This window comes from Streptomyces sp. NPDC013187, from assembly GCF_042899705.1.
GTDB classification, from domain to species: Bacteria; Actinomycetota; Actinomycetes; order Streptomycetales; family Streptomycetaceae; genus Streptomyces; species Streptomyces hawaiiensis_A.
Map to the genome: position 1 here is coordinate 216,289 of NZ_JBIBAF010000004.1, position 23,600 is coordinate 239,888.

Annotated in this window: 22 protein-coding genes; 9 read left to right on the top strand and 13 right to left on the bottom strand. The window is 71.5% G+C overall.

The window, feature by feature from the left end; translation table 11 throughout:
* Positions 1-216: 216 nt before the first annotated feature.
* From ACFY5B_RS09550 to ACFY5B_RS09580, 7 genes are all read right to left on the bottom strand, one after another.
* Positions 217-996 carry an ABC transporter ATP-binding protein gene (locus tag ACFY5B_RS09550; protein ID WP_389966978.1) on the bottom strand — a complete coding sequence of 260 codons (780 nt, stop codon included), beginning with the start codon at positions 994-996 and terminating at the stop codon, positions 217-219.
* Entirely contained in the window at positions 989-1,918 is a 930-nt protein-coding gene (locus ACFY5B_RS09555) for an ABC transporter permease (protein ID WP_389966981.1), read from the bottom strand. Before ACFY5B_RS09555 ends, ACFY5B_RS09550 begins: the two co-directional genes overlap by 8 nt.
* A 106-nt stretch (positions 1,919-2,024) precedes the next feature.
* Entirely contained in the window at positions 2,025-2,897 is an 873-nt protein-coding gene (locus ACFY5B_RS09560; protein WP_389967711.1) for a glycosyltransferase family 2 protein, read from the bottom strand.
* A gap of 5 nt (positions 2,898-2,902) precedes the next feature.
* Positions 2,903-3,682, bottom strand: a complete 780-nt coding sequence (locus tag ACFY5B_RS09565) for a CDP-alcohol phosphatidyltransferase family protein (protein ID WP_107454448.1) — start codon at positions 3,680-3,682, stop codon at positions 2,903-2,905.
* Positions 3,660-4,721 carry an iron-containing alcohol dehydrogenase family protein gene (locus tag ACFY5B_RS09570; protein ID WP_389966985.1) on the bottom strand — a complete coding sequence of 354 codons (1,062 nt, stop codon included), beginning with the start codon at positions 4,719-4,721 and terminating at the stop codon, positions 3,660-3,662. Before ACFY5B_RS09570 ends, ACFY5B_RS09565 begins: the two co-directional genes overlap by 23 nt.
* Positions 4,709-5,461: a sugar phosphate nucleotidyltransferase gene (locus ACFY5B_RS09575; RefSeq protein ID WP_030840917.1), complete on the bottom strand. Its 753-nt coding sequence runs from the start codon at positions 5,459-5,461 to the stop codon at positions 4,709-4,711. Before ACFY5B_RS09575 ends, ACFY5B_RS09570 begins: the two co-directional genes overlap by 13 nt.
* Complete coding sequence (locus ACFY5B_RS09580; RefSeq protein WP_389966989.1) at positions 5,458-7,272, bottom strand: DUF5941 domain-containing protein; 1,815 nt, start codon at positions 7,270-7,272, stop codon at positions 5,458-5,460. The genes ACFY5B_RS09575 and ACFY5B_RS09580 overlap by 4 nt, the downstream gene beginning before the upstream one ends.
* Positions 7,273-7,550: 278 nt before the next feature.
* Between ACFY5B_RS09580 and galE the strand changes: the two genes are divergently transcribed.
* From galE to idi, 3 genes are all read left to right on the top strand, one after another.
* Positions 7,551-8,522, top strand: a complete 972-nt coding sequence (gene galE / locus ACFY5B_RS09585; RefSeq protein WP_389966992.1) for a UDP-glucose 4-epimerase GalE — start codon at positions 7,551-7,553, stop codon at positions 8,520-8,522.
* 146 nt (positions 8,523-8,668) lie between these two features.
* Entirely contained in the window at positions 8,669-9,607 is a 939-nt protein-coding gene (locus ACFY5B_RS09590; protein ID WP_389966995.1) for a cation diffusion facilitator family transporter, read from the top strand.
* Between the two features lie 322 nt (positions 9,608-9,929).
* Positions 9,930-10,523, top strand: coding sequence for an isopentenyl-diphosphate Delta-isomerase (gene idi / locus ACFY5B_RS09595; protein ID WP_388315525.1), 594 nt, complete (start codon positions 9,930-9,932; stop codon positions 10,521-10,523).
* A gap of 84 nt (positions 10,524-10,607) precedes the next feature.
* Here idi and ACFY5B_RS09600 read toward each other — a convergent pair whose 3' ends face one another.
* On the bottom strand, positions 10,608-11,114 hold the full coding sequence (locus ACFY5B_RS09600) for an ATP-binding protein (RefSeq protein ID WP_107453994.1): 507 nt from the start codon (positions 11,112-11,114) through the stop codon (positions 10,608-10,610).
* A 218-nt stretch (positions 11,115-11,332) separates the two neighbouring features.
* On the opposite strand from ACFY5B_RS09600, the gene ACFY5B_RS09605 reads away from it, so the two are divergent.
* Entirely contained in the window at positions 11,333-12,088 is a 756-nt protein-coding gene (locus ACFY5B_RS09605; RefSeq protein WP_389966999.1) for an enoyl-CoA hydratase/isomerase family protein, read from the top strand.
* Here the strand turns inward: ACFY5B_RS09605 and ACFY5B_RS09610 are convergent.
* Both ACFY5B_RS09610 and ACFY5B_RS09615 read right to left on the bottom strand, forming a co-directional pair.
* Positions 12,075-12,710 (bottom strand): DJ-1/PfpI family protein, encoded by a 636-nt coding sequence (locus ACFY5B_RS09610; protein ID WP_389967002.1) that lies wholly within the window; start codon positions 12,708-12,710, stop codon positions 12,075-12,077. The two genes, ACFY5B_RS09605 and ACFY5B_RS09610, sit on opposite strands and share 14 nt — an antisense overlap.
* Positions 12,711-12,743: 33 nt before the next feature.
* Positions 12,744-13,703 carry a GlxA family transcriptional regulator gene (locus ACFY5B_RS09615; RefSeq protein WP_389967005.1) on the bottom strand — a complete coding sequence of 320 codons (960 nt, stop codon included), beginning with the start codon at positions 13,701-13,703 and terminating at the stop codon, positions 12,744-12,746.
* A gap of 114 nt (positions 13,704-13,817) precedes the next feature.
* On the opposite strand from ACFY5B_RS09615, the gene ACFY5B_RS09620 reads away from it, so the two are divergent.
* From ACFY5B_RS09620 to ACFY5B_RS09635, 4 genes are all read left to right on the top strand, one after another.
* On the top strand, positions 13,818-14,687 hold the full coding sequence (locus tag ACFY5B_RS09620; RefSeq protein WP_389967008.1) for a hypothetical protein: 870 nt from the start codon (positions 13,818-13,820) through the stop codon (positions 14,685-14,687).
* 74 nt (positions 14,688-14,761) lie between these two features.
* Positions 14,762-14,887 (top strand): LPFR motif small protein, encoded by a 126-nt coding sequence (locus tag ACFY5B_RS09625; protein WP_267889763.1) that lies wholly within the window; start codon positions 14,762-14,764, stop codon positions 14,885-14,887.
* A 99-nt stretch (positions 14,888-14,986) separates the two neighbouring features.
* Positions 14,987-17,386 (top strand): Tex family protein, encoded by a 2,400-nt coding sequence (locus ACFY5B_RS09630; RefSeq protein WP_389967011.1) that lies wholly within the window; start codon positions 14,987-14,989, stop codon positions 17,384-17,386.
* Between the two features lie 113 nt (positions 17,387-17,499).
* A complete protein-coding gene (locus ACFY5B_RS09635) occupies positions 17,500-18,048 on the top strand; it encodes a putative glycolipid-binding domain-containing protein (protein ID WP_389967014.1) in 549 nt (182 codons plus the stop codon).
* Here the strand turns inward: ACFY5B_RS09635 and ACFY5B_RS09640 are convergent.
* Both ACFY5B_RS09640 and ACFY5B_RS09645 read right to left on the bottom strand, forming a co-directional pair.
* Entirely contained in the window at positions 18,045-19,694 is a 1,650-nt protein-coding gene (locus ACFY5B_RS09640) for an ABC-F family ATP-binding cassette domain-containing protein (protein ID WP_389967017.1), read from the bottom strand. The two genes, ACFY5B_RS09635 and ACFY5B_RS09640, sit on opposite strands and share 4 nt — an antisense overlap.
* A gap of 28 nt (positions 19,695-19,722) precedes the next feature.
* Positions 19,723-20,745 (bottom strand): oxidoreductase, encoded by a 1,023-nt coding sequence (locus ACFY5B_RS09645; protein ID WP_389967020.1) that lies wholly within the window; start codon positions 20,743-20,745, stop codon positions 19,723-19,725.
* Positions 20,746-20,811: 66 nt separating this feature from the next.
* On the opposite strand from ACFY5B_RS09645, the gene ACFY5B_RS09650 reads away from it, so the two are divergent.
* Positions 20,812-21,762 carry an NAD(P)/FAD-dependent oxidoreductase gene (locus tag ACFY5B_RS09650; RefSeq protein ID WP_389967023.1) on the top strand — a complete coding sequence of 317 codons (951 nt, stop codon included), beginning with the start codon at positions 20,812-20,814 and terminating at the stop codon, positions 21,760-21,762.
* A gap of 72 nt (positions 21,763-21,834) precedes the next feature.
* Here the strand turns inward: ACFY5B_RS09650 and ACFY5B_RS09655 are convergent, their stop codons facing one another.
* The gene (locus ACFY5B_RS09655; protein ID WP_389967026.1) at positions 21,835-23,559 is read right to left on the bottom strand and encodes a BCCT family transporter; all 1,725 of its coding nucleotides are present in this window, start codon (positions 23,557-23,559) and stop codon (positions 21,835-21,837) included.
* Positions 23,560-23,600 lie beyond the last annotated feature (41 nt).

Consider the following 23,600-nt stretch of genomic DNA (forward strand, 5'->3'; position numbering starts at 1 on the left):
GACGGGCGGTGTCGCGCATTATCGCCCTGATTGCCGTGTTTCGGGACCGGTACAGCTTACGTTGTACAACGCGACACGGTTCGTCAGGGTGTCCCGCACATCACGAGAACACACCGATTGGCCCCAAGATTCCTGAGATGGGCCGGAGTTGACGTTTCCTTTGCAGACGCGGGGCCCCGCCGGAACAGTTCCGTCGGGGCCCTGTCCGAAAGCGGACTACTTGCCCGTGAACTTCTCGTACTCCTTGAGCACCTCGTCCGTGGGGCCGTCCATGCGCAGCTCGCCGCGCTCCAGCCACAGGACGCGGTTGCACGTGTCGCGGATGGACTTGTTGTTGTGGCTGACCAGAAACACCGTGCCGGCTTCCTTGCGCAGCTCCCGGATGCGGTCCTCGGAACGCTTCTGGAACTTCCGGTCGCCGGTCGCCAGGGCCTCGTCGATCATCAGGACGTCGTGGTCCTTGGCCGCCGCGATGGAGAAGCGGAGCCGGGCCGCCATGCCCGATGAGTAGGTGCGCATGGGCAGGGTGATGAAGTCGCCCTTCTCGTTGATGCCGGAGAAGTCGACGATGTCCTGGTAGCGCTCCTTGATCTCCTCACGGGACATGCCCATGGCGAGACCGCCCAGGATGACGTTCCGCTCGCCGGTGAGGTCGTTCATCAGGGCCGCGTTGACGCCCAGCAGCGAGGGCTGGCCGTCGGTGTAGACCTTGCCCTGCTCGGCCGGGAGCAGACCGGCGATGGCGCGCAGCAGGGTCGACTTGCCGGAGCCGTTGGAGCCGATCAGGCCGATGGCCTCGCCGCGGTACGCCACGAAGGAGACGCCGCGCACGGCGTGCACCTTGCGCACGCCCCGCTCCTCGCCGCGCTTGACGATGCGGCTGAGGGCGGCGGTGGCGCTGCCCTTGCCGGTCTTGGCGCCGTTGACGCGGTAGACGATGTGCAGGTCGTCCGCGACGACGGTGGGGATGCGCGCGTCCTGCTGCTGCTCAGCCACGGCCGTACCTCTCCTCCGCCTTCCAGAAGTACACGAAGCCACCCAGGGCGAAGAGCACGGCCCAGGCGCCCGCGGCCGCCCAGACGTGGTCGGGGAGGAACTTGCCGCTGTAGTCGTCGATGAGGGCGAAACGCATCAGGTCCATGTAGATCGCGGCCGGGTTCCACTGCAGGATGTTCGCGATCCAGGCCGGCTTGTCCGCCAGGAAGATCGGGATGGAGAACATCACACCGGAGGCGTACATCCACGTCCGCATCACGAACGGCATCAGCTGCGCGAGGTCGGGGGTCTTGGCGCCCGCCCGGGCCATGATCAGCGCGAGGCCGGTGTTGAAGCAGAACTGCAGCACGAGCACCGGCACGATCAGCAGCCAGGACAGGTCCGGGTAGTGGCCGAAGCCGATCGTGACGGCGAACAGCACGATCATCGAGAACAGCAGTTGCTGGAGCTGCTGCAGCGCGAAGGAGATCGGCAGCGAGGCGCGCGGGAAGTGCAGGGCGCGGACCAGGCCGAGGTTGCCGGAGATCGCGCGCACCCCCGCCATGACCGAGCTCTGCGTGAAGGTGAACACGAACACGCCCGTGACCAGGAACGGGATGTACACCTCACGGGACATGCCCCGGTCGGCCTCCAGGAGCAGGCCGAAGATGAAGAAGTACACGGCCGCGTTCAGCAGCGGCGTGGCCACCTGCCACAGCTGGCCCAGTTTGGCCTGGCTGTACTGGGCGGTCAGCTTCGCCCGGGAGAAGGCGAGGATGAAGTGCCGCCGGTCCCAGAGCTGACGGACGTACTCGATGAGGGACGGACGGGCGCCGCTCACGGTCAGCCCGTGCTTGGCGGCGAGTTCCCTCGCCGTGAGGCCCTCGTCGGGCGCCGCGGGCGGGGTCACCGCGACCGTGGCGTCGTGCGTTGTCTCACTCACTAGTGGAAACTTTCGTCTTCGAGATGCTCGGCCTGTGCCGGTCCGGCACGAGCCGGGGCCAGGGTACGGCCCGGGGGCTCCCGGGTGTCTCCCGGATACGAGCTTGTCAGATGACGGGGGGCCGGCCCAGCCGGGTCAGCCGCCACACCGTACGCCACTTCATGGGCCGGCGGGGACCGCACGAGGTGGTCCAGCCTTCGCGGAATCCGCCGAACCAGGCTCGCAGCGCGCTGCGGGAGGGGCGGCGCAGCAGGGTGAGCAGCAGCCACACGCCGAGGTAGACCGGGACGAGCGGCGCGGGGAGGTTGCGGCGGGCCAGCCAGACGCGGTTGCGGGCGACCATGCGGTGGTAGACCGCGTGCCGCGAGGGGGCGGTCGTCGGGTGGTACAGCACCATGTCGGACCGGTAGTCGATCATCCAGCCCGCGTCCAGGGCCCGCCAGGCCAGGTCGGTTTCCTCGTGGGCGTAGAAGAACTCGTCCGGGAGTCCGCCGACGTCGGCGAAGACGCGGGTGCGCACGGCGTTGGCGCCGCCGAGGAAGGTGGTCACACGCGAGGAGCGCATCGGGTCGGCGGCGCGCAGCCGGGGGACGTGGCGGCGCTGGGTGACACCGGTCTCCGGGTCGGCTATGCGGAAGCTCACGATGCCGAGCCCCGGGTCGGCTTCGAACGCCTTGCGGCACAGCTCGGCGGTGTCGTGGCTCGCGAGCAGTCCGTCGTCGTCGAGGAAGAGCAGGATGTCGACGTCCCGGCCGGAGGGGCCGAAGGCCTCGATGCCGACGTTGCGGCCGCCGGGGATGCCGAGGTTCTCGGGCAGCTCGATGGTGCGGACGCCTTCGGGGACGTCCGGGACGGGCGAGCCGTTGCCGACGACGACCACCTCGACCGGGTCGCCGTCCTGCTTGGCGACGGAGTCGAGCAGGGCGCGCAGCTCCTCGGGCCGGTTGCCCATGGTGATGATGACGGCGCCGACCTTCATGCCGCTCACTTCAGCCTGCTGGAGGCGAGGATGGACACCAGGTGCAGCAGGGTCTGCACCAGGGCGATGCCGGCCATGACCGCCACGCCGAGCCGCGAGAAGAAGAGGTCCCCGCGGGCCTGGTCGACGATCGCCAGCACCAGGATCACCAGGGACGCCTCGATGCCGAGGATGAGGCGGTGGAAGTTCAGGGCGGCGGCGGCCTTGCGGGCCAGCGCCATGCCGGAGGAGCGCATCTCGGATGCGGCCTCCTTGACGGGGGGCTTGCCGGCCTGGTGCCGGGCGACGCCGACGAGGTCGGTCTCCGCCTTGATCAGGATGGCGCCGAGGGCGGCCAGCGTGCCGAGGAAGGCCCACAGCCAGTCGATGCGGCCGCTGCCCCACAGGTCGGCGGCGCGCAGGCCGAAGCCGGTGAGCACGGCGGCGTCGGTCAGGTAGGCGCCAACGCGGTCCAGGTAGACCCCGTTGAGCGAGTACTGCTTCTTCCAGCGCGCGATCTCGCCGTCGACGCAGTCCAGCAGCAGATACATCTGGACGCACACCACACCGAGCACGGCGCCCGCGATCCCCGGCACGAGCAGTGCCGGGGCCGCGAGCACACCGAAGACGGTCATCAGGTACGTGAGCTGGTTGGGTGTGACCCTGGTGTTCACCAGGTAGCGGTCGACCCGCAGGGACACCTCACGCATGTAGAGGCGTCCCATCCAGTGCTCACCGCTGCGCCGGTCCTTCACCCCTGCGGGGTGAACGACGGGGCGTAGTTCAGCTACCGATGGCCTTGACATAGTCGGCGTAGATGTCCTTGATCTGTTCGGTGTTCAGGTCGAGGTGTTCGAGGATGGTGTAGCGGCCGGGCCGGGTCTCCGGGGCGAACTCGACGGCCTTGACGAACTCGTCCGTCGTGAAGCCGATCTCGTCCGGCAGCACGGGCAGGCCGTGGCGGCGCAGGACCTCGGCCATGTACGCCGACTCCTCCTGCGCCCCGCGCAGCCACATCGCGAAGGCCGCGCCGAGGCCGCACTGCTCGCCGTGGGAAGCGGCGCGCTTGGGGTACAGCAGGTCGAAGGCGTGGTTGATCTCGTGGCACGATCCCGAGGCTGGCCGCGAGTCGCCGGAGATCGACATCGCGACGCCGGTGAGGACGAGCGCCTCGGCGAGTACCTGGAGGAAGCCGTTGTCGCCGACCCCGGCCGGGTGCCGGAGCACCGCTTCGCCCGCCTGGCGGGCCATGGCGGCGGCGAGTCCGTCGATCTTCTCGCCCTTGACCCGGTTGGCCAGTTCCCAGTCGGCGATCGAGTTGATGTTGGAGATCGCGTCGCCGATGCCCGCGCGCACGAAACGCACCGGGGCCTCACGGATGACGTCCAGGTCGATGACGACGGCGATCGGGTTCGGCACACCGTAGGAGCCGCGGCCCGCGTCGTTGTCGAGGGTGGCGACCGGCGAGCACAGGCCGTCGTGCGCGAGGTTCGTGGGCACGGCGACCAGGGGCAGGCCGACGCGTGCCGCGGCGAACTTGGCGCAGTCGATGATCTTGCCGCCGCCGAGGCCGACGACCGCGTCGAAGTGGCCGGCCTTTATGTCGCTCGCCAGCCGGACAGCGTCGTCGAGCGTACCGCCGCCGACCTCGTACCAGGTGGCGCCGGGCATGCTCGGCGAGATGCGCTCGCGCAGCTTGGCGCCGGAGCCGCCGCTGACGGCGACGGCGAGGCGGCCGGAATGCGAGATGCGCTCGTCGGCGAGGACGCACGCCAGGTCGTCGAGAGCACCCGGGCGGATGTCGACGACGAGCGGGGAGGGGATGAGCCGGGTCAGTACTGGCACGCGATCTCCCGTCCGCGGGCGAGATCGTCGTGGTTGTCGATCTCCACCCACTTGACGTCGCCGATCGGCGCCACGTCGATGCGGAAGCCGCGGTTGACGAGCTCCTGGTAGCCGTGCTCGTAGAACTGCTGCGGGTCGGTCTCCCAGACGGCCTTGAGGGCGTCGGCCAGCTCGGGGGCGGCGTCGCCCTCGATGAGGGTGACACCGATGTACTCGCCGGTGGCCTCGGCGGGGTCCATCAGCTTGGTGATCTTCGTCATGCCCTTCTCGGGGTCGACGACGACCTTCATCTCCTCGTCCGCGAGGTCCTTGACCGTGTCGAGGGCGAGGATGATCTTCTTGCCGTCGCCGCGGGCGGCGAGCAGCGTCTTCTCGACGGAGACCGGGTGGACGGTGTCGCCGTTGGCGAGGATCACCCCGTCCTTGAGGGCGTCACGCCCGCACCACAGGGAGTAGGCGTTGTTCCACTCCTCGGCCTTGTCGTTGTCGATGAGGGTGAGCTTGAGGCCGTACTTCTGCTCAAGGGCTTCCTTGCGCGCGTACACGGCCTCCTTGCGGTAGCCGACGATGATCGCGACCTCGGTGAGACCGATCTCGGCGAAGTTGCCGAGGGTCAGGTCGAGGACCGTGGGTTCGCCTTCTATGCCCGCGGGGCCCACCGGCACCAGTGCCTTGGGGAGGCTGTCGGTGTAGGGGCGCAGACGCCGTCCGGCGCCGGCCGCGAGCACGAGGCCGATCATGCGGTTTCTCCTTCATCGTGTACGGCGGGTGCGCCGCCCTGGTGGGCGCCGACCCAGAAGCGGATGCTCTCGACGAGCACCACCAGGGCCACGGCCACGGCCAGTGCCGTGAGCGCGACCTTGAACTGCGAGGCGGTGAGCAGCGCGGCGAGGACGGCTACGAGCAGCGTCCGCCCTTCGTGCCCCCCGATGGAGCGCACCAGCCAGGCCGGGGGCGCTCCGGCGTCGCCGCGGATGCGGTAGACCGTGTCGTAGTGATGGTAGGCGACCGCGGCCACCAGCCCGAAGGCCGCCGGAAGGGCTCCCTCCACGTCGGCCTTGACGGCCAGGACGAGGACGGTGCCGTACTCGGCGGCGCGCAGGAACGGGGGGACCAGCCAGTCGAGGGCGCCCTTGAGGGGGCGGGCGACGGCGAGACCGGAGGTGAGGGCGTAGGCGACGGCCGCGACGATCGGCCAGGGGCCGCCGAAGCCGGTCAGTGCGGCGGTGAGGACGACGCCGAGTCCGCCCAGGAGGGCGACGGCGGGTGCGGTGAAGCCCGGCAGCCTGCGGGCGGGCTTCTTGAGCGCCTCGGCGAAGCCCTGGGCGAGCGGACCGCTGTCCGCGAGGTCGGCCAGGGCCGCGGCCGCCCGATCGGTCCGCCGGGCCTTCCGCGTCAGCGACCGCAGCACCCGCCCCGCCGTGGTGTACGTCGCCGCGAAGGCGCAGCCGATGAGCAGCGCGTAGAAGGTGATGCGGGGGGTGGTGACCGCCGTGAGCACGGCGATCATCGCCCAGCGCTCGCCGATGGGCAGGACGATCATCCGGCGGACCCAGACCGTCCAGCCGACGCTGTCGAGCTTGTCGGAGAGGGCGGCGGTGGGGCTGGTGTTGGCGGTGGCGTCGTGGTTGGCCTCGTTGAAGGAGAAGTCCACGACGTGCCGGCAGGTCTGCAGGACCATGGCACCGAGGGCCAGGGCCCATACGTCGTCGCCGCCGCGGGCGGCCCCGAGCGCGAGGCCGGCGTAGTAGGCGTACTCCTTGGCCCGGTCGAAGGTGGCGTCGAGCCAGGCGCCGAGCGTGGAGTACTGCAGGGAGTAGCGGGCGAGCTGGCCGTCGGTGCAGTCCAGCACGAAGGACGCGATCAGCAGGACGCCGGCCGCGACGAAGCCGCCGCGGGTGCCGGTGGCCGCGCAGGCCGCCGCTATGAGGGCGGTGATCAGCGAGGCGGTGGTGACCTGGTTAGGGGTCAGGCCGCGGCGGGCGCACCAGCGGGCGATGTAGCGGGAGTAGGGGCTGATGCAGTAGGTGGTGAAGAAGCCGTCGCGGGCCTTCACGGCGGACTTCAGGCGTACGGCCTCGTCGTCGACGTCCGTTACCGCCTGCCGGGCCTCGTTGCGGGCCTGCGGGTCCGCGGGGACGGCGGCGACCAGGCTGCCCAGCTCGGGGCGGTGCACGGCGGTGCCGTCGGCGTCGAGCGCGGTGAGGATGCGGTCGGCGAGGCTGTCGACGAGGGTGGTGCCGCCGCCGGCGGAGTTCTCGCGGGCCATCGCCCGGGTCAGCGCCTGGCGGCCGGCGGGCTGGGCGGTGACGGCGCCGGGGATCGCGGCGAGCGGGAAGCGGGGGTCGGTGAGGCCGAGGCGCAGCGCGTGCACGTGGCCCACGAAGCGGGCGTCGACCAGGGCGACCCTCTGGTCGCCGGGTACCTCGGCGAGGAGGGTCTCGGCCTCGGCGGCGTCGGTCGCGGTCCGGAGGTCGAACCCGAGGGATCGCAGGTCGGCCTCGATCGACGATCCGGGGACCGGCTGGCCGGTGAGGATGGCGGTCGACAACCGAATTCACTCCCTGGGTACCGAACGCGTCCGCGCCGGTGACGTACATGATGGGGGCGCCTTCTCCGGTGGCTCCCGGCGGCGTGTCGGCAGAGGCTATCGGATGCCGGGAGTGCCACGTTCACCGCCTGTTCGGCGGCTGGATCGACGCGGTTCGCACGAGCCTTTGCCGCGATCATCATCGGGGATCCGGGGCCCGCCCCACAAACCGTGCCCCTTTAAACGGACATCGAGGACATTGCGCGGGCGGTGTCCCCGGCCGCATAGGGTGGGCGACCATGACGTGGCTGATCACCGGCGGTGCCGGCTATATCGGAGCACATGTGGCCAGGGCCATGAGCGAGGCCGGGGAACGCGTTCTCGCCCTGGACGATCTGTCGGCCGGGGTGCCCGCGCGGCTCCCTGCCGAGGTCCCGCTCGTGCGGGGCTCCTCGCTGGACGGTGAGCTGCTGAAGCGGGTCTTCGCCGAGCACGGCGTGACGGGCGTGGTGCATCTCGCGGCGCGCAAGCAGGTCGCCGAGTCCGTCGCGCAGCCGACGCGCTACTACCGGGAGAACGTCGGCGGCCTGGTGACCCTGCTGGACGCGGTCGCCGAGGCCGGGATCGAGCGCTTCGTGTTCTCCTCGTCGGCCGCCGTGTACGGCGACCCGGGTGTGGACCTCATCACGGAGGACACCCCCTGCGCGCCGGTGAACCCGTACGGCGAGACCAAGCTGGCCGGGGAGTGGCTGGTGCGGGCGGCGGGAAAGGCGCACGGGATCTCCACGGTATGTCTGCGCTACTTCAACGTGGCGGGCGCCGCCGCGCCGGAGCTGGCGGACACCGGTGTCTTCAACATCGTCCCGATGGTCTTCGACCGGCTGACGCGCGACGAGGCGCCCCGGATCTTCGGCGACGACTACCCGACCCCGGACGGCACCTGCGTCCGTGACTACATCCACGTGGCCGATCTGGCCGAGGCCCATCTGGCGGCGGCCCGGCGGCTGGCCGGGGGCGGCGGCAAGGGCGACCTGACGGTCAACATCGGCCGCGGTGAGGGCGTCTCGGTCCGCGAACTCGTCTCGGTCATCGGCGAGGTCACCGGCGACCGCCGGCCTCCGCTCGTCGAGGAGCGCCGCCCCGGAGACGCCCCCCGAGCGGTGGCCTCGGCCGCCCGGGCTGCCGCGGAGCTCGGCTGGACCGCCCGGCGCGGGGTGCGCGAGATGACCGAGTCGGCCTGGCGGGGCTGGCAGCTGCACCACGGCTCCTGATCCGCTGAGGGTGCCCTGACCTGCATATCGTTTCCGCAGGTCAGGGCACATGACAACGGTGTTCAGTGCCGCGTTGCACATACCCCCTCCCCGTAGTTCACTGGGCCCCCGAGCACGATCAGGCGAACACAGGGAGCTGACTTCTCATGGGGGCTGGGCACGATCACGGTCATGCGCACGGGGCGGGGGCCGGCGGTACGGCGACCTCTGCGTACCGCGGCAGGCTGCGCGTCGCGCTGGCGATCACGCTCGGCATCGTGGTCGTGCAGATCGTCGGCGGTGCCCTGGCCGACTCCCTGGCGCTCGTCGCGGACTCCGCGCACATGGCGACGGACGCCCTGGGCCTCGGCATGGCGCTGCTCGCGATCCACTTCGCGAACCGGCCGCCCAGCGAGCGGGCCACCTTCGGCTACGCCCGGGCCGAGATCCTCGCCGCCCTGGCCAACTGTCTGCTGCTGCTCGGGGCCGGCGGCTACGTCGTGTACGAGTCGGTCCAGCGCTTCATCACGCCGGCGGAGACCGAGGGCCGGCTCGCGCTGCTGTTCGGTGCGATCGGCCTGGTGGCGAACCTCGTCTCGCTGTCGCTGCTGATGCGCGGGCAGAAGGAGAGCCTGAACGTGCGCGGCGCGTTCCTGGAGGTGGCGGCCGACGCCCTGGGCTCGGTCACGGTGATCGTCTCGTCCGTGGTGATCATGCTCACGGGCTGGCAGCCCGCCGACCCGATCGCCTCGCTCGTCATCGCGCTGATGATCGCCCCGCGGACGTGGAAACTGCTCAGCGAGACGCTCTCCGTGCTGCTGGAGGCCGCTCCCAAGGGCGTCGACATGGCGGAGGTGCGGTCGCACATCCTCGCCACGGACGGTGTGGAGGACGTCCACGACCTGCACGCATGGACGATCACCTCCGGTATGCCGGTGCTGTCGGCGCACGTCGTCGTCAGCTCGGAGGCACTGAACGCGATAGGCCACGAGAAGATGCTCCACGAGCTCCAGGGGTGCCTCGGTGACCACTTCGACGTGGAGCACTGCACCTTCCAGCTGGAACCGAGCGGGCACGCGGAGCACGAGGCGCGGCTCTGCCACTGACACGGTGGCCCAGGGGCCTGTGAGTCAGGCGGGGCGGAGTGGGAGCAGACGGAAGCAGGTGGGGCGCACTTCGCTGCGCGTGCGCCGCAGAACGCAACCCTCCGCCACAAGCACGCGCGCTGAGCCCCATAGCCACGGCAGGGACGAATTTCCGCCTGCCCGGCCGGGCACGATCATCTACCGGGTCCCTTTTCCCGGCGTCCGACCGGTGCCGGCCGCGGTCCGCGCCGCCGCGCGGGACATGCGGGCGTGCCGCGAAGTGCCGGGAGTGCCGGATTCGTACGGCAGACTTGGGGCGCGAAGACCGATGTGAAGGATGGGTATGCCGATCACACCTGCCACCGCGACGCACAACCCGTCGAACGGCACCGCAGACGCGATTTTGCTGGAACTGGTCGACGAGGACGGCGTGACGATCGGCACCGCGGAGAAGCTCGCCGCCCACCAGCCGCCCGGACAACTGCACCGCGCGTTCTCCGTGTTCCTCTTCGACGAGTACGGCCGGCTGCTCCTCCAGCAGCGCGCGCTGGGCAAGTACCACTCCCCCGGTGTGTGGTCCAACACCTGCTGCGGCCACCCCTACCCGGGTGAGGCGCCCTTCGCGGCGGCGGCGCGGCGCACGTTCGAGGAGCTCGGCGCCTCCCCGTCCCTGCTGGCCGAGGCGGGCACGGTCCGCTACAACCACCCGGACCCGGAGTCCGGTCTGGTGGAGCAGGAGTACAACCACCTCTTCGTCGGCATGGTGCAGGCCGTGGTGCGGCCGGACCCGCAGGAGGTGGCGTCGACGGTGTTCGTGACCCCGCCGGAGCTGGCGGAGCGGCACGCCAAGGACACCTTCTCGGCCTGGTTCATGACCGTCCTGGACGCGGCCCGGCCGGCGATCAGGGAGCTGACGGGCCCGTCGGCCGGCTGGTGACCGGGGCCCGGCGACGGGGCGACAGGCGCCTTCTCCCCATGCCCGCCCGGGTGGCGCGGCCCGGCACCGCAGCGAAAGGACCCCTCACGCGAAGCGCGCGGGTTTGAGCGGCAGGGCGGCCCAGATCACCTTGCCGCCGCTCGCGGTGTACTCGACCTCGCACACGCCGCCCGCCTCGCGGGTGACCTCGCGCACCAGGAGCAGTCCCCGCCCCCCGGTGCGGCCGTGGTCCGTCTCCAGGGCCGTGGGCCGGTACGGATGGTTGTCCTCCACGGACACCCGGAGCCACTCGGCACCGACGGCCAGCTCGACGGCGATCGTCGGGGACAGCACGGCCGCGTGCTTCACGGCGTTCGTCACCAGCTCCGAGACGATCAGCAGCAGCCCCTGCGCCAGGTCGTCCGAGACCGGCACTCCCTGACGCAGCAGCAGGTCCCGCACGGCGTGCCGTGCCTGGGGGACCGAGGCGTCGACCGCCGGTGCGGTGAACCTCCAGACCCCTTCGTAAGGCAGCGGATCCGCGGGCCCCGGACCGAGAGGCGCCGCGCCGCCCTCTGGGCGCGGACCGAACCCACGCCCGTCGTCGTCCATAGTCCGGTCGCCACCCTCGCGCTCGATTGTCGCCACACACCGAGTGTTGGTAACGATGCGCCTCATACCCCGGGACTGAACAGAAGTCAGCAAGTATCGAGCGCTTCTGACCGTTGGCGTATGACACGGTCAGTTGTGGGACTGGTCCTGTCCCTGTTGTGCCGTCTTGGCGAACTATTCGGGTTGTACGGGTTTGGCCTCCGGATAGCATCCGGCGCATGGAGCCGCAGCTGCAGCACCGCGTGACCGACTCGGTCGCGACGGTCGTCATACGTCATCCCGAGAAGCGCAACGCCATGACGGCCGCGATGTGGCGCTCCCTTCCCGCCCTGCTGGAGGAGCTCGGGGAGGACCCCGCCGTACGGGCGCTGGTGCTGACCGGTGAGGGCGGCACGTTCTGCGCCGGGGCCGACATCTCGACGCTGCGAGGCTCGCCCGAGGAGGCTCAGGGGCTGGCCGTGCGGGCCGAGGAGGCGCTGGCCGCGTTCCCGAAGCCGACGCTGGCCGCGATCCGGGGGCACTGCGTGGGAGGCGGGTCGCAACTGGCGGCGGCCTGTGATCTGCGGTTCGCCGAGGAGGGGGCCCTGTTCGGTGTGACACCCGCGAAGCTCGGCATCGTGTACCCGGCGTCCTCGACCCGGCGGCTGGTGTCCCTGGTCGGTCCGGCCACCGCCAAGTACCTGCTGTTCTCCGGTGAGTTGATCGACGCGCGGCGGGCGCTGCGCACCGGGCTGGTGGACGAGGTGCTGCCCGGGGGCGAACTCGGCAAGCGGATCGCCGAGTTCACCCGGATCCTGGTGTCCCGTTCACAGCTGACGCAGGCGGCGGCCAAGGAGTTCGCGGACGGGCGTACGGACCGGGACGCGCACTGGGCCGGTCAGGCGCGGGCGAGTGGCGACACCGCGGAGGGTGTCGCCGCCTTCCTGGAGCGCCGGCAGCCGCGGTTCGGCTGGAGCGTGCCTACGTCAGGATGACGCCGGAGTGCGTGCGGAACAGTTCGACGAGGTGCGCGGGGGCCTTCTCGGGTGATCCGGCGTCGTAGGGCGGCTGCGGGTCGTACTCGGCCGCGAGCTGGACGAGCTGCGCGTGGTCGTCGCCGGCGATCCGGCCGAGCAGGGTCAGACCCATGTCGATGCCGGAGGAGACGCCGGCCGCGGTGACGTACTTGCCGTCGGTGACGACCCGCTCCCCCGTGGGTTCGGCGCCGTGGCGCTTCAGCTCCTCCAGGGCCAGCCAGTGGGACGTGGCGCGGCGGCCCCGCAGGAGTCCGGCGGCGGCGAGCAGCAGGGAACCGGTGCACACGGACGTCGTCCAGGTGCTGGTGGCGTCGGCGGTGCGCAGCCAGGTGAGCAGGGGGCCGTCCGCCGCGAGGGGGAGCGGGCCCGGGCCGCCGGGGACCACGATGATGTCGGGGTGGGGTACGTCGGCCAGGGCGCGGTCTGCGGTGATCGCGAGGTTCCCCGAGTCGTTCCGCACGGGGCCGGCCTCCTCGGCGACGAAGACGGTCTCCGCGTCCGGGAGCCGGCCGAGGGTCTCGTAGGGGCCGACGGCGTCGAGGGCGGTGAAGCGGTCGTAGAGGACGATGGCGATCTGCATGGAGGTCCTTCCGTCGGCAGATGGGGTGGGCGTTCAGGGCGTGGTCGCGGGGCGGAAGCGGCGGCGGTATTCGGCCGGGGGCGTTCCGAGCGTCCTGACGAAGGCCCGGCGCATGGCCTCGGGCGTGCCGTAGCCGCTGGTGCGGGCGATCCCCTCGATGCCGTCGGCGGTGTCCTCCAGGAGGCGCCGGGCGTGTTCGAGGCGGACGCGGTCCACGTAGCGGCCCGGTGTCATGCCGGTCTCGGCACGGAAGGCGCGGGCGAAGTGGCGGGGTGAGAGGCGGGCGCGGGCGGCGAGGGCGTCGACGCAGAGGTCCGCGTCCGGGTGATCGGTGATCCAGCGCTGGACGTCCCGCAGGGGTTCGCGCTGTGCGGTCTGGGCCGCGAGCTGGGCGCTGAACTGGGCCTGATTGCCGGGGCGGCGCAGGAACACCACCAGGTGGCGGGCGATGGTGAGGGCGGCGTCCCGGCCCAGGTCCTCCTCGACCAGGGCGAGGGCGAGATCGATGCCGGCGGTGACACCGGCCGAGGTGGCGATGTGCCCGTCGCGTACGTAGACGGGGTCGGGGTCGATCTCGACGGCCGGGTGAGCGCGGGCGAGCCGGTCGCAGTAGGCCCAGTGGGTCGTGGCGCGGCGGCCGTCGAGCAGGCCCGCCTCGGCGAGCACGGCGGCACCGGTGCACACCGAGACCAGGCGTTCGACGCGTGGTCCGTGTTCGCGCACCCAGCCGACCAGGCGCGGGTCCGGCCGCAGGCTGCCCGTGCCGCCGGGGACCAGGAGGATGTCCGGGTCGGGCGCCGACACCAGCGACTCGTCGGGGACGAGCGTCAGTCCACTGGTGGTCCGCACGGGCGCCCCGTCGAGAGAGGCCGTGCGGATGCGGTACGCGCCCGGGGCGAGCAGGTCGGCGCCCGCGAAGACCTCCAGGGGGCCGGTGACGTCGAGACTCTGCAGGCCGTCGAAGAGGACGGCGAGAACCGTGCGGGGGGCCATGCCGTCGATTCTTCGCGGGGGCGCCGCGTGGCGGCAAGGACGAGTACCCCACCTTTCCTGCCATGCGGCGCCTGCCCATGGAGCACATACCAAGCGGTTGGTAACCTGCCGGGCATGACGACTGCCGCTCTGGAGCCGCGCGCCGGCCGACGCTGCCACAACGTGCTCAACTCCCTGCACGCGACGCACTACTTCTCCCCCGACCTCGGGCGCGAGCTGGGCAGCGTCGGGGTCACCGACCCGCGTGCCGTGAACTTCGCCGTGCGGGCCGCCGCCTTCGGACCGGTCGGGGCCGGGGCAGTGACGGCCGCCTTCTACAACTACAAGTACGAGCTCGTGGCCCGGTACGTGCCGGCGGTGTGGGAGACCGCCGCCCCGGGACAGGTCCTGGCCGCGCGCACGCGTGCGGTCGACGCGACACTGCGCCGCCTGCTCGGCGAGGAGGCCCTGGCATCGGCGGAGATGGCCGAGGCCGCACGGCTCGCGCTGCGCGCCGCCGAGGCCTGCTCGCGTGAGGCCCGGCCGCTGTACTCGGCACACGCCGACCTGCCCGTCCCCGAGGAGCCGCACCTCGCCTACTGGCACGCGGCGACCCTGCTGCGCGAGCACCGCGGCGACGGGCACCTCGCCGCCCTGATGTCCGCGGGTCTCGACGGCCTGGAGGCGATGGTGACCCACACGGCGACGGGCAAGGGCATGACCCCGAGGTGGGTGTGCGCCACCCGGGGCTGGAGCCGGGACGAATGGAACGCTGCGACGGACCGGCTGCGGGGGCGCGGACTGCTGGAGACCTCCGGCGACCTCACGGAGCGGGGCGTGGCCCTGCGCCGGGAGATCGAGGACGAGACGGACCGCCTGGACCGCGCCCCGTACGAGCATCTCGGCCCGCGGGGAGTGACCCGGCTGACCGAGCTGGGCGGGGCGTTCACGCAGACGGCGCTCGAGGCGGGGGCCTTCCCGGCGGATCTGATCGGCAAGGGGTGACGCATAGTGACGCGTCTGCGAGGTACCCGCACTCCACCGGCCGGCGCGGCCGGGAGTGGAGAAAGGGGAATTTCGTGTTCCGTGCTATCGCAGACGTGCTGCGCCAGATCGGCGGCGCCATCGCCACCGTCGTGACCCTGCCCTTCCGGGCCCTGGCCCGGCTGTTCGGCGGGGCCTCGTCCTCCACCCGCAGGGCCTGATCAGGACACCGACCTGCCGGGTGTTGCCCTGATCCCCATGTGCCGGTGCCACCTGCCACAATTGCCGCGCAACCTCAGTGGAGAAGGCGGTACGGGATCGTGACGACACCCGGGTCCAACGGGTCCATCAACGCAGTGTCCATCGAAGGCAGGATCGCCGAGGAGCTCGGCGTACGGGAGCGGCAGGTCAGGGCCGCCGTGGAACTGCTCGACGGCGGTTCTACGGTGCCCTTCATCGCCCGCTACCGCAAGGAAGCGACCGAGATGCTCGACGACGCGCAACTGCGCACCGTCGAGGAGCGGCTGCGCTATCTGCGGGAGCTGGAGGAGCGGCGGACGGCGATCCTGGAGTCGGTGCGCGAGCAGGGCAAGCTCACCGAAGAGCTGGAGGCGAGCATCCGGGGCGCCGAGACGAAGGCGCGCCTGGAGGACATCTATCTCCCGTACAAGCCCAAGCGGCGCACCAAGGCGCAGATCGCCCGCGAGGCGGGGCTCGAGCCGCTGGCGGAGGGGCTGCTCGGCGATCCCGCCGTGGATCCCCTCGCCGCGGCCGCCGCGTTCGTCGACGCCGACAAGGGCGTGCCGGACCCGCAGGCAGCCCTCGACGGTGCCCGGGCGATCCTCACCGAGCGGTTCTCGGAGGACGCCGACCTGATCGGTGAACTGCGCGAGCGCATGTGGGTGCGCGGGCGGCTCGCCGCCAAGGTGCGGGAGGGCAAGGAGGAGTCGGGCGCGAAGTTCGCCGACTACTTCGACTTCGCCGAGCCGTTCACCGAGCTGCCCTCGCACCGCGTCCTCGCGATGCTGCGCGGGGAGAAGGAGGAGGTCCTCGACCTCGTCCTGGAGCCCGAGGAGCAGACGGACGGGCCCTCTTCGTACGAGGGGATCGTCGCGCACAAGTTCGGGATCTCCGACCGGGGCCGCCCCGGGGACAAGTGGCTGAAGGACACGGTCCGCTGGGCGTGGCGCACGCGCATCCTCGTCCACCTCGGCATCGACCTCAGGCTGCGGCTGCGTACGGCCGCCGAGGACGAGGCGGTGCGGGTCTTCGCGGCGAACCTGCGCGACCTGCTGCTCGCCGCCCCGGCGGGAACCCGCGCGACGCTCGGCCTGGACCCCGGTTTCCGCACGGGCGTGAAGGTCGCCGTGGTCGACGCCACCGGCAAGGTCGTCGCCACGGACGTCATCCACCCCCACGTCCCGGCCAACCGCTGGGACGAGGCCATCGCCAAGCTGGCCCGGCTCGCCGAGGAGCACGCGGTCGAGCTGGTCGCCATCGGCAACGGCACGGCGTCCCGCGAGACCGACAAGCTCGCCGGGGAACTGATCGCCAAGCACCCGGAGCTGAACCTGACGAAGGTGATGGTGTCCGAGGCCGGCGCGTCCGTGTACTCGGCCTCCGCCTTCGCCTCGCAGGAGCTGCCCGACATGGACGTGTCGCTGCGCGGCGCCGTGTCGATCGCCCGCCGGCTCCAGGACCCGCTGGCCGAACTGGTGAAGATCGACCCGAAGTCGATCGGCGTCGGCCAGTACCAGCACGACCTGTCCGAGGTGAAGCTGTCGCGTTCGCTGGACGCGGTGGTGGAGGACTGTGTGAACGGCGTGGGCGTGGACGTCAACACGGCGTCGGCCCCGCTGCTCGCCCGGGTCTCCGGCATCACCTCCGGGCTCGCCGAGAACATCGTGGCGCACCGGGACCAGAACGGGCCCTTCAAGGCCCGCGGCGAGCTGAAGAAGGTGGCGCGGCTCGGCCCGAAGGCGTACGAGCAGTGCGCGGGCTTCCTGCGGATCCGTGGCGGTGACGACCCGCTGGACGCGTCGAGCGTGCACCCGGAGGCGTACCCGGTGGTCCGGCGCATGGTGAAGACCGCCGGGCAGGAGGTCGCCTCGCTGGTCGGCAACACCGGCGTGCTGCGCTCGCTGAGGCCGCAGGACTTCGTGGACGAGAAGTTCGGTCTGCCCACCGTCACCGACATCCTGAAGGAGCTGGAGAAGCCCGGTCGCGACCCGCGCCCGGCCTTCAAGACGGCGGCCTTCAAGGAGGGCGTGGAGAAGATCTCCGACCTGTCGTCCGGCATGATCCTGGAGGGCGTCGTGACGAACGTCGCCGCGTTCGGGGCGTTCGTCGACGTCGGTGTCCACCAGGACGGCCTGGTGCACGTCTCCGCCATGTCGAAGACGTTCGTGAAGGACCCACGGGACGTGGTGAAGCCCGGCGACATCGTCAAGGTGAAGGTGCTCGACGTCGACATCCCGCGCAAGCGGATCTCGCTGACGCTGCGTCTGGAGGACGAGGCGGCCCAGCAGGGACCGCAGGGCGGCGGCTCCGGTGAGCGCCGGCAGCGCGGCGGGCGTCCGCCGCAGCAGCGGCAGGGCGGGCGTGGTGGTGGCCGTGGCGGTGGTGGCGGTTCGCGTCAGGCGCCGCAGCCTGCCAACAGTGCCATGGCCGACGCGCTGCGCCGCGCGGGGCTGGCGGATCCCAAGGGCGGCAAGCGCTGACGGCTCCGCCGGGGTGATCGTGGGGAGCTGCGGGTCCGTTGTGGCTGGTCGCGCAGTTCCCCGCGCCCCTGAGAAGCGGTGCTTCGCCCCTCTTTCATGCCTAGGGTGAAGGTATGTCTGCCATCACCTGGGACGTGTTCGCCAGCCGGGGGTTCGAGACCGCCTGGCCCGAGCAAGGCGAAGGCATGTTGCGGGCCCGCGGGCGGGCCGTCGGTATCGAACCCGAGCCGTACTGGGTCACGTACGAACTCGACACGGCCGACGGGTTCGTGACCCGTAGCCTGTGGGTGACTGCCGAGACCGCGGGCGGCCTGCGCACGCTCGACCTGCGGCACGACGGTCACGGCCGGTGGACCGCGGACGGCGAGCCGCTGCCCGACGTCGACGGAGCCCTCGACTGCGATCTCGGTCTGTGCCCGCTCACCAACACCATGCCGGTACTGCGGCACGGGCTGCACCGAGAGTCCGGCGAGCGGGAGTTCCTGATGGCCTGGGTCTCGGTGCCGGACCTGGCAGTGCGGCCGTCGCGGCAGACCTACACGCATCTCGGGGCCGGGCGGGTCCGTTTCGCCTCCGGCGACTTCCGGAGCGACCTGGCGTTCGACGAGGAGGGGTACGTCGCGGACTACCCCTCCCTCGCCACCCGCCTGACGACCCCCTAGCGCTCGGTCACCTTGCCGTCCGCCACCTCCAGGCGGCGGGTGACGTGCACGGCGTCCAGCATGCGGCGGTCGTGGGTGACCAGCAGGAGGGTGCCCTCGTAGGCGTCGAGCGCGGACTCCAGTTGCTCGATGGCCGGCAGGTCGAGGTGGTTGGTCGGCTCGTCGAGGACCAGGAGGTTGACGCCCCGGCCCTGGAGCAGTGCCAGCGCGGCCCGGGTGCGTTCGCCCGGGGAGAGGCTCCCCGCCGGGCGCAGGACGTGGTCGGTCTTGAGGCCGAACTTGGCCAGGAGGGTGCGGATCTCGACCGGTTCGGTGTCCGGGACGGCCGCGCGGAACGCGTCGAGCAGCGACTCCTCGCCGTGGAACAGCTTGCGGGCCTGGTCGACCTCGCCGAGCAGGACACCCGAGCCGAGCGCGGCGTGCCCGGCGTCCAGCGGGATACGGCCGAGGAGGGCGGCCAGCAGCGTGGACTTGCCGGCGCCGTTCGCGCCCGTCACCGCCACCCGGTCCGCCCAGTCGATCTGCAGGGAGACGGGGCCGAGGACGAACCCGCCGGAGCCGTCCCGGCGTACTTCGGCGTCCCGCAGCGTCGCGACGACGGCGCCCGAGCGCGGTGCCGACGCGATCTCCATCCGCAGCTCCCACTCCTTGCGGGGCTCCTCGACGACGTCCAGGCGCTCGATCATGCGCTGGGTCTGGCGGGCCTTCGCGGCCTGCTTCTCGCTGGCCTCGCTGCGGAACTTGCGGCCGATCTTGTCGTTGTCGTTGCCCGCCTTGCGGCGCGCGTTCTTCACGCCCTTGTCCATCCAGGAGCGCTGCGTCTGCGCGCGGTCCTGAAGGGCCGCCTTCTTGTCGGCGTACTCCTCGAACTCGTCGCGGGCGTGCCGGCGGGCCACCTCCCGCTCCTCCAGATAGGCCTCGTAGCCGCCGCCGAAGAGGTTGATCTGCCGCTGTGCGAGGTCGAGTTCGAGGACCTTGGTGACGGTGCGGGTGAGGAACTCGCGGTCGTGGCTGACGACCACCGTGCCGGCGCGCAGGCCGCTCACAAAGCGTTCGAGGCGCTCCAGGCCGTCCAGGTCGAGGTCGTTGGTCGGCTCGTCGAGGAGGAAGACGTCGTAGCGGGACAGGAGCAGGGAGGCGAGTCCGGCGCGGGCCGCCTGGCCGCCGGACAGGGACGTCATCGGCTGGTCCAGGCCGACTGCGAGCCCGAGGCCGTCGACGACCTCCTCGGCGCGTTCGTCCAGGTCGGCGCCGCCGAGCCCGAGCCAGCGCTCCAGGCTGGTGGCGTAGGCGTCGTCGGCTCCGGGTGCCCCGTCGACCAGGGCTTGGGTCGCCTCGTCCATGGTCCGCTGGGCCTCGGCGACGCCGGTGCGGCGGGCGAGGAACTCCCGTACGGTCTCGCCGGGCCTGCGGTCCGGTTCCTGCGGGAGGTGGCCGACGGTGGCGCTCGGCGGGGACAGGTGCAGTTCGCCCTGCTCGGGAACGGTGAGTCCGGCGAGAATTCTGAGCAGGGTGGACTTGCCGGCGCCGTTGGCCCCGACCAGGCCGATCACATCGCCGGGCGCGACGACCAGGTCGAGCCCGGTGAACAGGGAGCGGTCGCCGTGGCCGGCGGCGAGGTTCTTGGCGACGAGGGTGGCAGTCATCAGAGCGCCGATCCTAGTCGCCGCCCGCTCACTGCCGTACGGCCGCCACCAGGACGCTTGTGGAGGTGCGCGCCACGACGAACGACCGGCCCCTGGCCGCCTTCGCGTCGAGGGCGAGCCGGTGGCGGCCCGCTTGGAGAACGCCGTCGAAGACCTCGTGGGTGTGGGTGCGGGAGAGCCGGTCGAGGCGGTACGCGGTCAGGGTGACCCGGCACGCCGAGGTGACCTCGACGTCCGCGCCGCCGTCGGTCACGGTCAGGCCGGTGAGGCGGCGCTGCTCGGCCGGGCTGCGGTCCAGGGCGTGTTCGATCTGGGCGACGAGGAGCGGCACGATCGGGGCGAGGCCGTCGACGTGGGCGACCGGTACCCCGGCGCGCTCGAAGGCGCGGCGGACGGCGGCACGTTCCTGCTCCCCGGCCGCGTGACCGAGGAAGACGGCGCCGTAGCCGCGGAGTTCGTCGGCGGGTACGCCGTCGGCGTCCTGGGCGATGTCGGCGCCGACGCCGATGGTGCGCAACGCGGCGGCCAGCTTCGCGAGGACGGCGACGCGGGCGCCGATCAGCAGGATGCGGCGCCGGGGATCGGGTGCGGAGCCGTTCAGCAGGGCGCTCAGCGCCGTCCGGTACTCGGCGCCGCGGAAGCGGAACGGACCGATGCCGTGGTAGCCGTTGAGCTCCAGGTCGGCGTGTTCGTCGGTCTGCCAGGCGAAGTCCTGCCAGACGAAGTCCTCGCCGTCGCCGCGGATCACCGCGGTGACGGCGCCGCAGGCCAGGTCCTCGCACTCGGGGCAGCCGTAGACGACGTAGCGGCCGCCGGGCAGTGGGGCGGGGCTTTCCAGGAGCAGGCTGCGGACCTGCGCGGTGAAGATCGCGGGCGGGACGTCGGAGGCGAGCGGGGAGACCGCGTCGAGGTCGGAGAGCTGGAACAACAGGGGGCGTCCGTCGACGATGAAGTCCACGAAGTCCCGGTGGACCTGGTAACCACCGTCGTTGCGTACTCCCCCGGCCCGCATCGCGGGCGCCAGGCCGAAGGTCGCGTACTCGGCACACATACGGTGAGTATCCCCACACTGCGCGTGATGTGAGCACGGCATGACAGATTCCGCTACGGTCCGGGCATGACGGGTGAACCGAGTGGCGAGATCGTGGTGGTCGGCGGCGGGGTCATCGGGCTGACGACCGCCCTGGTCCTCGCGGAGCGGGGCCGGCGGGTGCGGGTGTGGACGCGGGACGCCGTCGAGGCGACCACCTCCGCCGTCGCGGGCGCGCTGTGGTGGCCGTACCGGATCGAGCCGGTCGCGACGGCACGCGTGTGGGCGCTGCGGTCGCTGGAGGTGTACGAGGAGCTGGCGGCCGGGGGCGAACCGGCCGGGGTGCGCATGGTCGAGGGAGTGCAGGGCGAGGTCCGCCTCGACGAGGCCGACGCGTGGCTGGCGGGCCGGGTGCCGGGGCTGCGGGCGGCCACGGCCGGCGAATACGCGGGGACGGGCCTGTGGGCACGGCTGCCGCTCATCGACATGCCGGCCCACCTGCCGTGGCTGCGGGAGCGGTTCGCCGCCGCGGGCGGCGTGGTCGAGACGCGTACGGTGTCCTCCTTCGCGGAGGTGGACGCGCCCATCGTGGTCAACTGCGCGGGTCTCGCCGCGCGGGAGCTCGTACCGGACCCCTCCGTGCGGCCCGTGCGCGGGCAGCTGGTCGTCGTGGAGAACCCCGGGATCGACACCTGGCTGGTCTCCACCGACGCGGCCGGGGAGCATGCGTACCTGTTCCCGCAGCCGGGCGGACTCGTCCTCGGCGGTACCTCCGAGGAGGACGCGTGGTCGCTGGAGCCGGATCCCGCGACGGCCGAGGCGATCGTCCGCCGCTGTGCGGCCCTCAGGCCGGAGATCGCCGGAGCCCGCGTGCTGGGGCACCGGGTGGGGTTGCGGCCGACCCGGCCCGCGGTCCGGCTCGAGCGTGACACCCTGCCGGACGGGCGGCTCCTGGTGCACAACTACGGCCACGGCGGCGCGGGCGTCACCGTGGCCTGGGGGTGTGCGGAGGAGACGGCCCGGCTGGTCTCCGGCTGAGACGCGCGGCGCTGTCCGTACGGCAGAGGGCGGCCCGGGTTCCCTGCACCCGGGCCGCCCTCGCCGTGCGGATCAGTGCTTGCCGATCGGGTCTCCCTCCACGTCCGGGCCGCGGCCCGGGCCGACGCGGAACTCGAACTCGCCGTCGTACTTCTTGTGGCCTTCCATGACGGCCATCTCGACGGCCTCGGAGCCCATCTGCTCGCGCACGATCACCGGGTCGCGGCGAAGGTCGCGCATCAGGGCGACGCACATGAAGATCATCACGATGACGAACGGGGCCGCCGCGAGGATCGTGAGGTTCTGCAGACCGGTCAGGGCGTCGCCCTGGCCGCTGCCGACGAGCAGCATGATCGCGGCCACCGCACCGGTGACCACGCCCCAGAACACCACCACGAAGCGGCCGGGTTCGAGGGCGCCCTTCTGCGACAGGGTGCCCATGACGATCGAGGCCGCGTCGGCGCCCGAGACGAAGAAGATGCCGACGAGGACCATCACCAGCAGGCTCGTGACGGTGGCGATCGGGAACTGCTGGAGCACGCCGAAGAGCTGGCCCTCCGGGGTCGCCTCCTTGGCGAGCTGCCCCTCCTCCTGCATCTTCATCGCCGAGCCGCCGAAGATCGCGAACCAGATCAGGCTGACCGTGCTGGGCACGAGGATGACCCCGCCGACGAACTGGCGGATCGTGCGGCCGCGGCTGATGCGGGCGATGAACATGCCGACGAACGGCGTCCAGGAGATCCACCACGCCCAGTAGAAGACCGTCCAGCTGCCCAGCCAGTCGGCGACGCCCTCGCCGCCGCTCGCCTCGGTCCGGCCGGCCAGCTGGGGCAGGTCGCCGAGGTAGGCGAAGACGGAGGTGGGCAGCAGGTCCAGGACGATGATGGTCGGGCCCGCCACGAACACGAACAGGGCGAGGATCAGCGCCAGCACCATGTTGGTGTTGGACAGCCACTGGATGCCCTTTTCCACACCGGAGATCGCCGACGCGACGAAGGCCAGGGTCAGCACCGCGATGATCGTGACAAGCAGCCCGGTGCTCACCTTGTCCATCCACTTCAGCTCCTGCACACCGGAGCCGATCTGGAGCGCGCCCAGGCCCAGGGAGGCGGCGGAGCCGAAGACGGTCGCGATGATCGCGAGGACGTCGATGGCCCGGCCGATGCCTCCGTTGGCGTTCTTCTTGCCGATCAGCGGGGTGAACACCGCGCTGATGGTCTGCCGGCGGCGCCTGCGGAAGGTGCTGTAGGCGATGGCGAGACCCACCACGGCGTAGATCGCCCAGGGGTGGAGCGTCCAGTGGAACAGGGTGGTGGCCATGGCCGTCTCCATGCGATCGCCGGAGTCGGCCGGATTGGATCCCGGTGGGGGCGTGCCGTAGTGCGACAGCGGCTCGCTCACGCCGTAGAACATCAGGCCGATGCCCATGCCGGCGCTGAACATCATCGCGACCCAGGACACCGTGCGGAATTCGGGTTCCTCGCCCTCCGCGCCGAGGTGGATCCGGCCGTAGCGGCTGATCGCGAGCCAGAGGGCGAAGACCACGAAGCCGGAGGCGGCGAGCATGAACGCCCAGCCGCCGTTGTGCATCAGGCCGCTGAGCATGCTGGTGGAGACGTCTTCGAGCGAGTCGGTCGCCGCGGCGCCCCAGACCACGAAGGCGAGGGTGAGCACCGCCGTGACGCCGAAGACGATGCGGTCGGTCTGCGGCCGGTCCTGACCGGGCAGGCCCGCTTCCGACCCCGGCAGCGCGGCTCCCTCCGGGGAGTCCTTGTCGCTTGGTCGTTCTTGCGTCACAGGCGGAACCTTTCATCGGGACAGCGGAGGAGGATGTAGGT

What these genes read in the sequence shown, in the direction of transcription:
- ACFY5B_RS09560 (WP_389967711.1), bottom strand. Translation starts at nt 2,897, where the DNA reads ATGAAGGTCGGCGCCGTCATCATCACCATGGGCAACCGGCCCGAGGAG.
- ACFY5B_RS09565 (WP_107454448.1), bottom strand. Translation starts at nt 3,682, where the DNA reads ATGTCAAGGCCATCGGTAGCTGAACTACGCCCCGTCGTTCACCCCGCA.
- ACFY5B_RS09575 (WP_030840917.1), bottom strand. Translation starts at nt 5,461, where the DNA reads ATGATCGGCCTCGTGCTCGCGGCCGGCGCCGGACGGCGTCTGCGCCCC.
- galE (WP_389966992.1), top strand. Translation starts at nt 7,551, where the DNA reads ATGACGTGGCTGATCACCGGCGGTGCCGGCTATATCGGAGCACATGTG.
- ACFY5B_RS09590 (WP_389966995.1), top strand. Translation starts at nt 8,669, where the DNA reads ATGGGGGCTGGGCACGATCACGGTCATGCGCACGGGGCGGGGGCCGGC.
- idi (WP_388315525.1), top strand. Translation starts at nt 9,930, where the DNA reads ATGCCGATCACACCTGCCACCGCGACGCACAACCCGTCGAACGGCACC.
- ACFY5B_RS09600 (WP_107453994.1), bottom strand. Translation starts at nt 11,114, where the DNA reads ATGGACGACGACGGGCGTGGGTTCGGTCCGCGCCCAGAGGGCGGCGCG.
- ACFY5B_RS09605 (WP_389966999.1), top strand. Translation starts at nt 11,333, where the DNA reads ATGGAGCCGCAGCTGCAGCACCGCGTGACCGACTCGGTCGCGACGGTC.
- ACFY5B_RS09610 (WP_389967002.1), bottom strand. Translation starts at nt 12,710, where the DNA reads ATGCAGATCGCCATCGTCCTCTACGACCGCTTCACCGCCCTCGACGCC.
- ACFY5B_RS09615 (WP_389967005.1), bottom strand. Translation starts at nt 13,703, where the DNA reads ATGGCCCCCCGCACGGTTCTCGCCGTCCTCTTCGACGGCCTGCAGAGT.
- ACFY5B_RS09620 (WP_389967008.1), top strand. Translation starts at nt 13,818, where the DNA reads ATGACGACTGCCGCTCTGGAGCCGCGCGCCGGCCGACGCTGCCACAAC.
- ACFY5B_RS09635 (WP_389967014.1), top strand. Translation starts at nt 17,500, where the DNA reads ATGTCTGCCATCACCTGGGACGTGTTCGCCAGCCGGGGGTTCGAGACC.
- ACFY5B_RS09640 (WP_389967017.1), bottom strand. Translation starts at nt 19,694, where the DNA reads ATGACTGCCACCCTCGTCGCCAAGAACCTCGCCGCCGGCCACGGCGAC.
- ACFY5B_RS09645 (WP_389967020.1), bottom strand. Translation starts at nt 20,745, where the DNA reads ATGTGTGCCGAGTACGCGACCTTCGGCCTGGCGCCCGCGATGCGGGCC.
- ACFY5B_RS09650 (WP_389967023.1), top strand. Translation starts at nt 20,812, where the DNA reads ATGACGGGTGAACCGAGTGGCGAGATCGTGGTGGTCGGCGGCGGGGTC.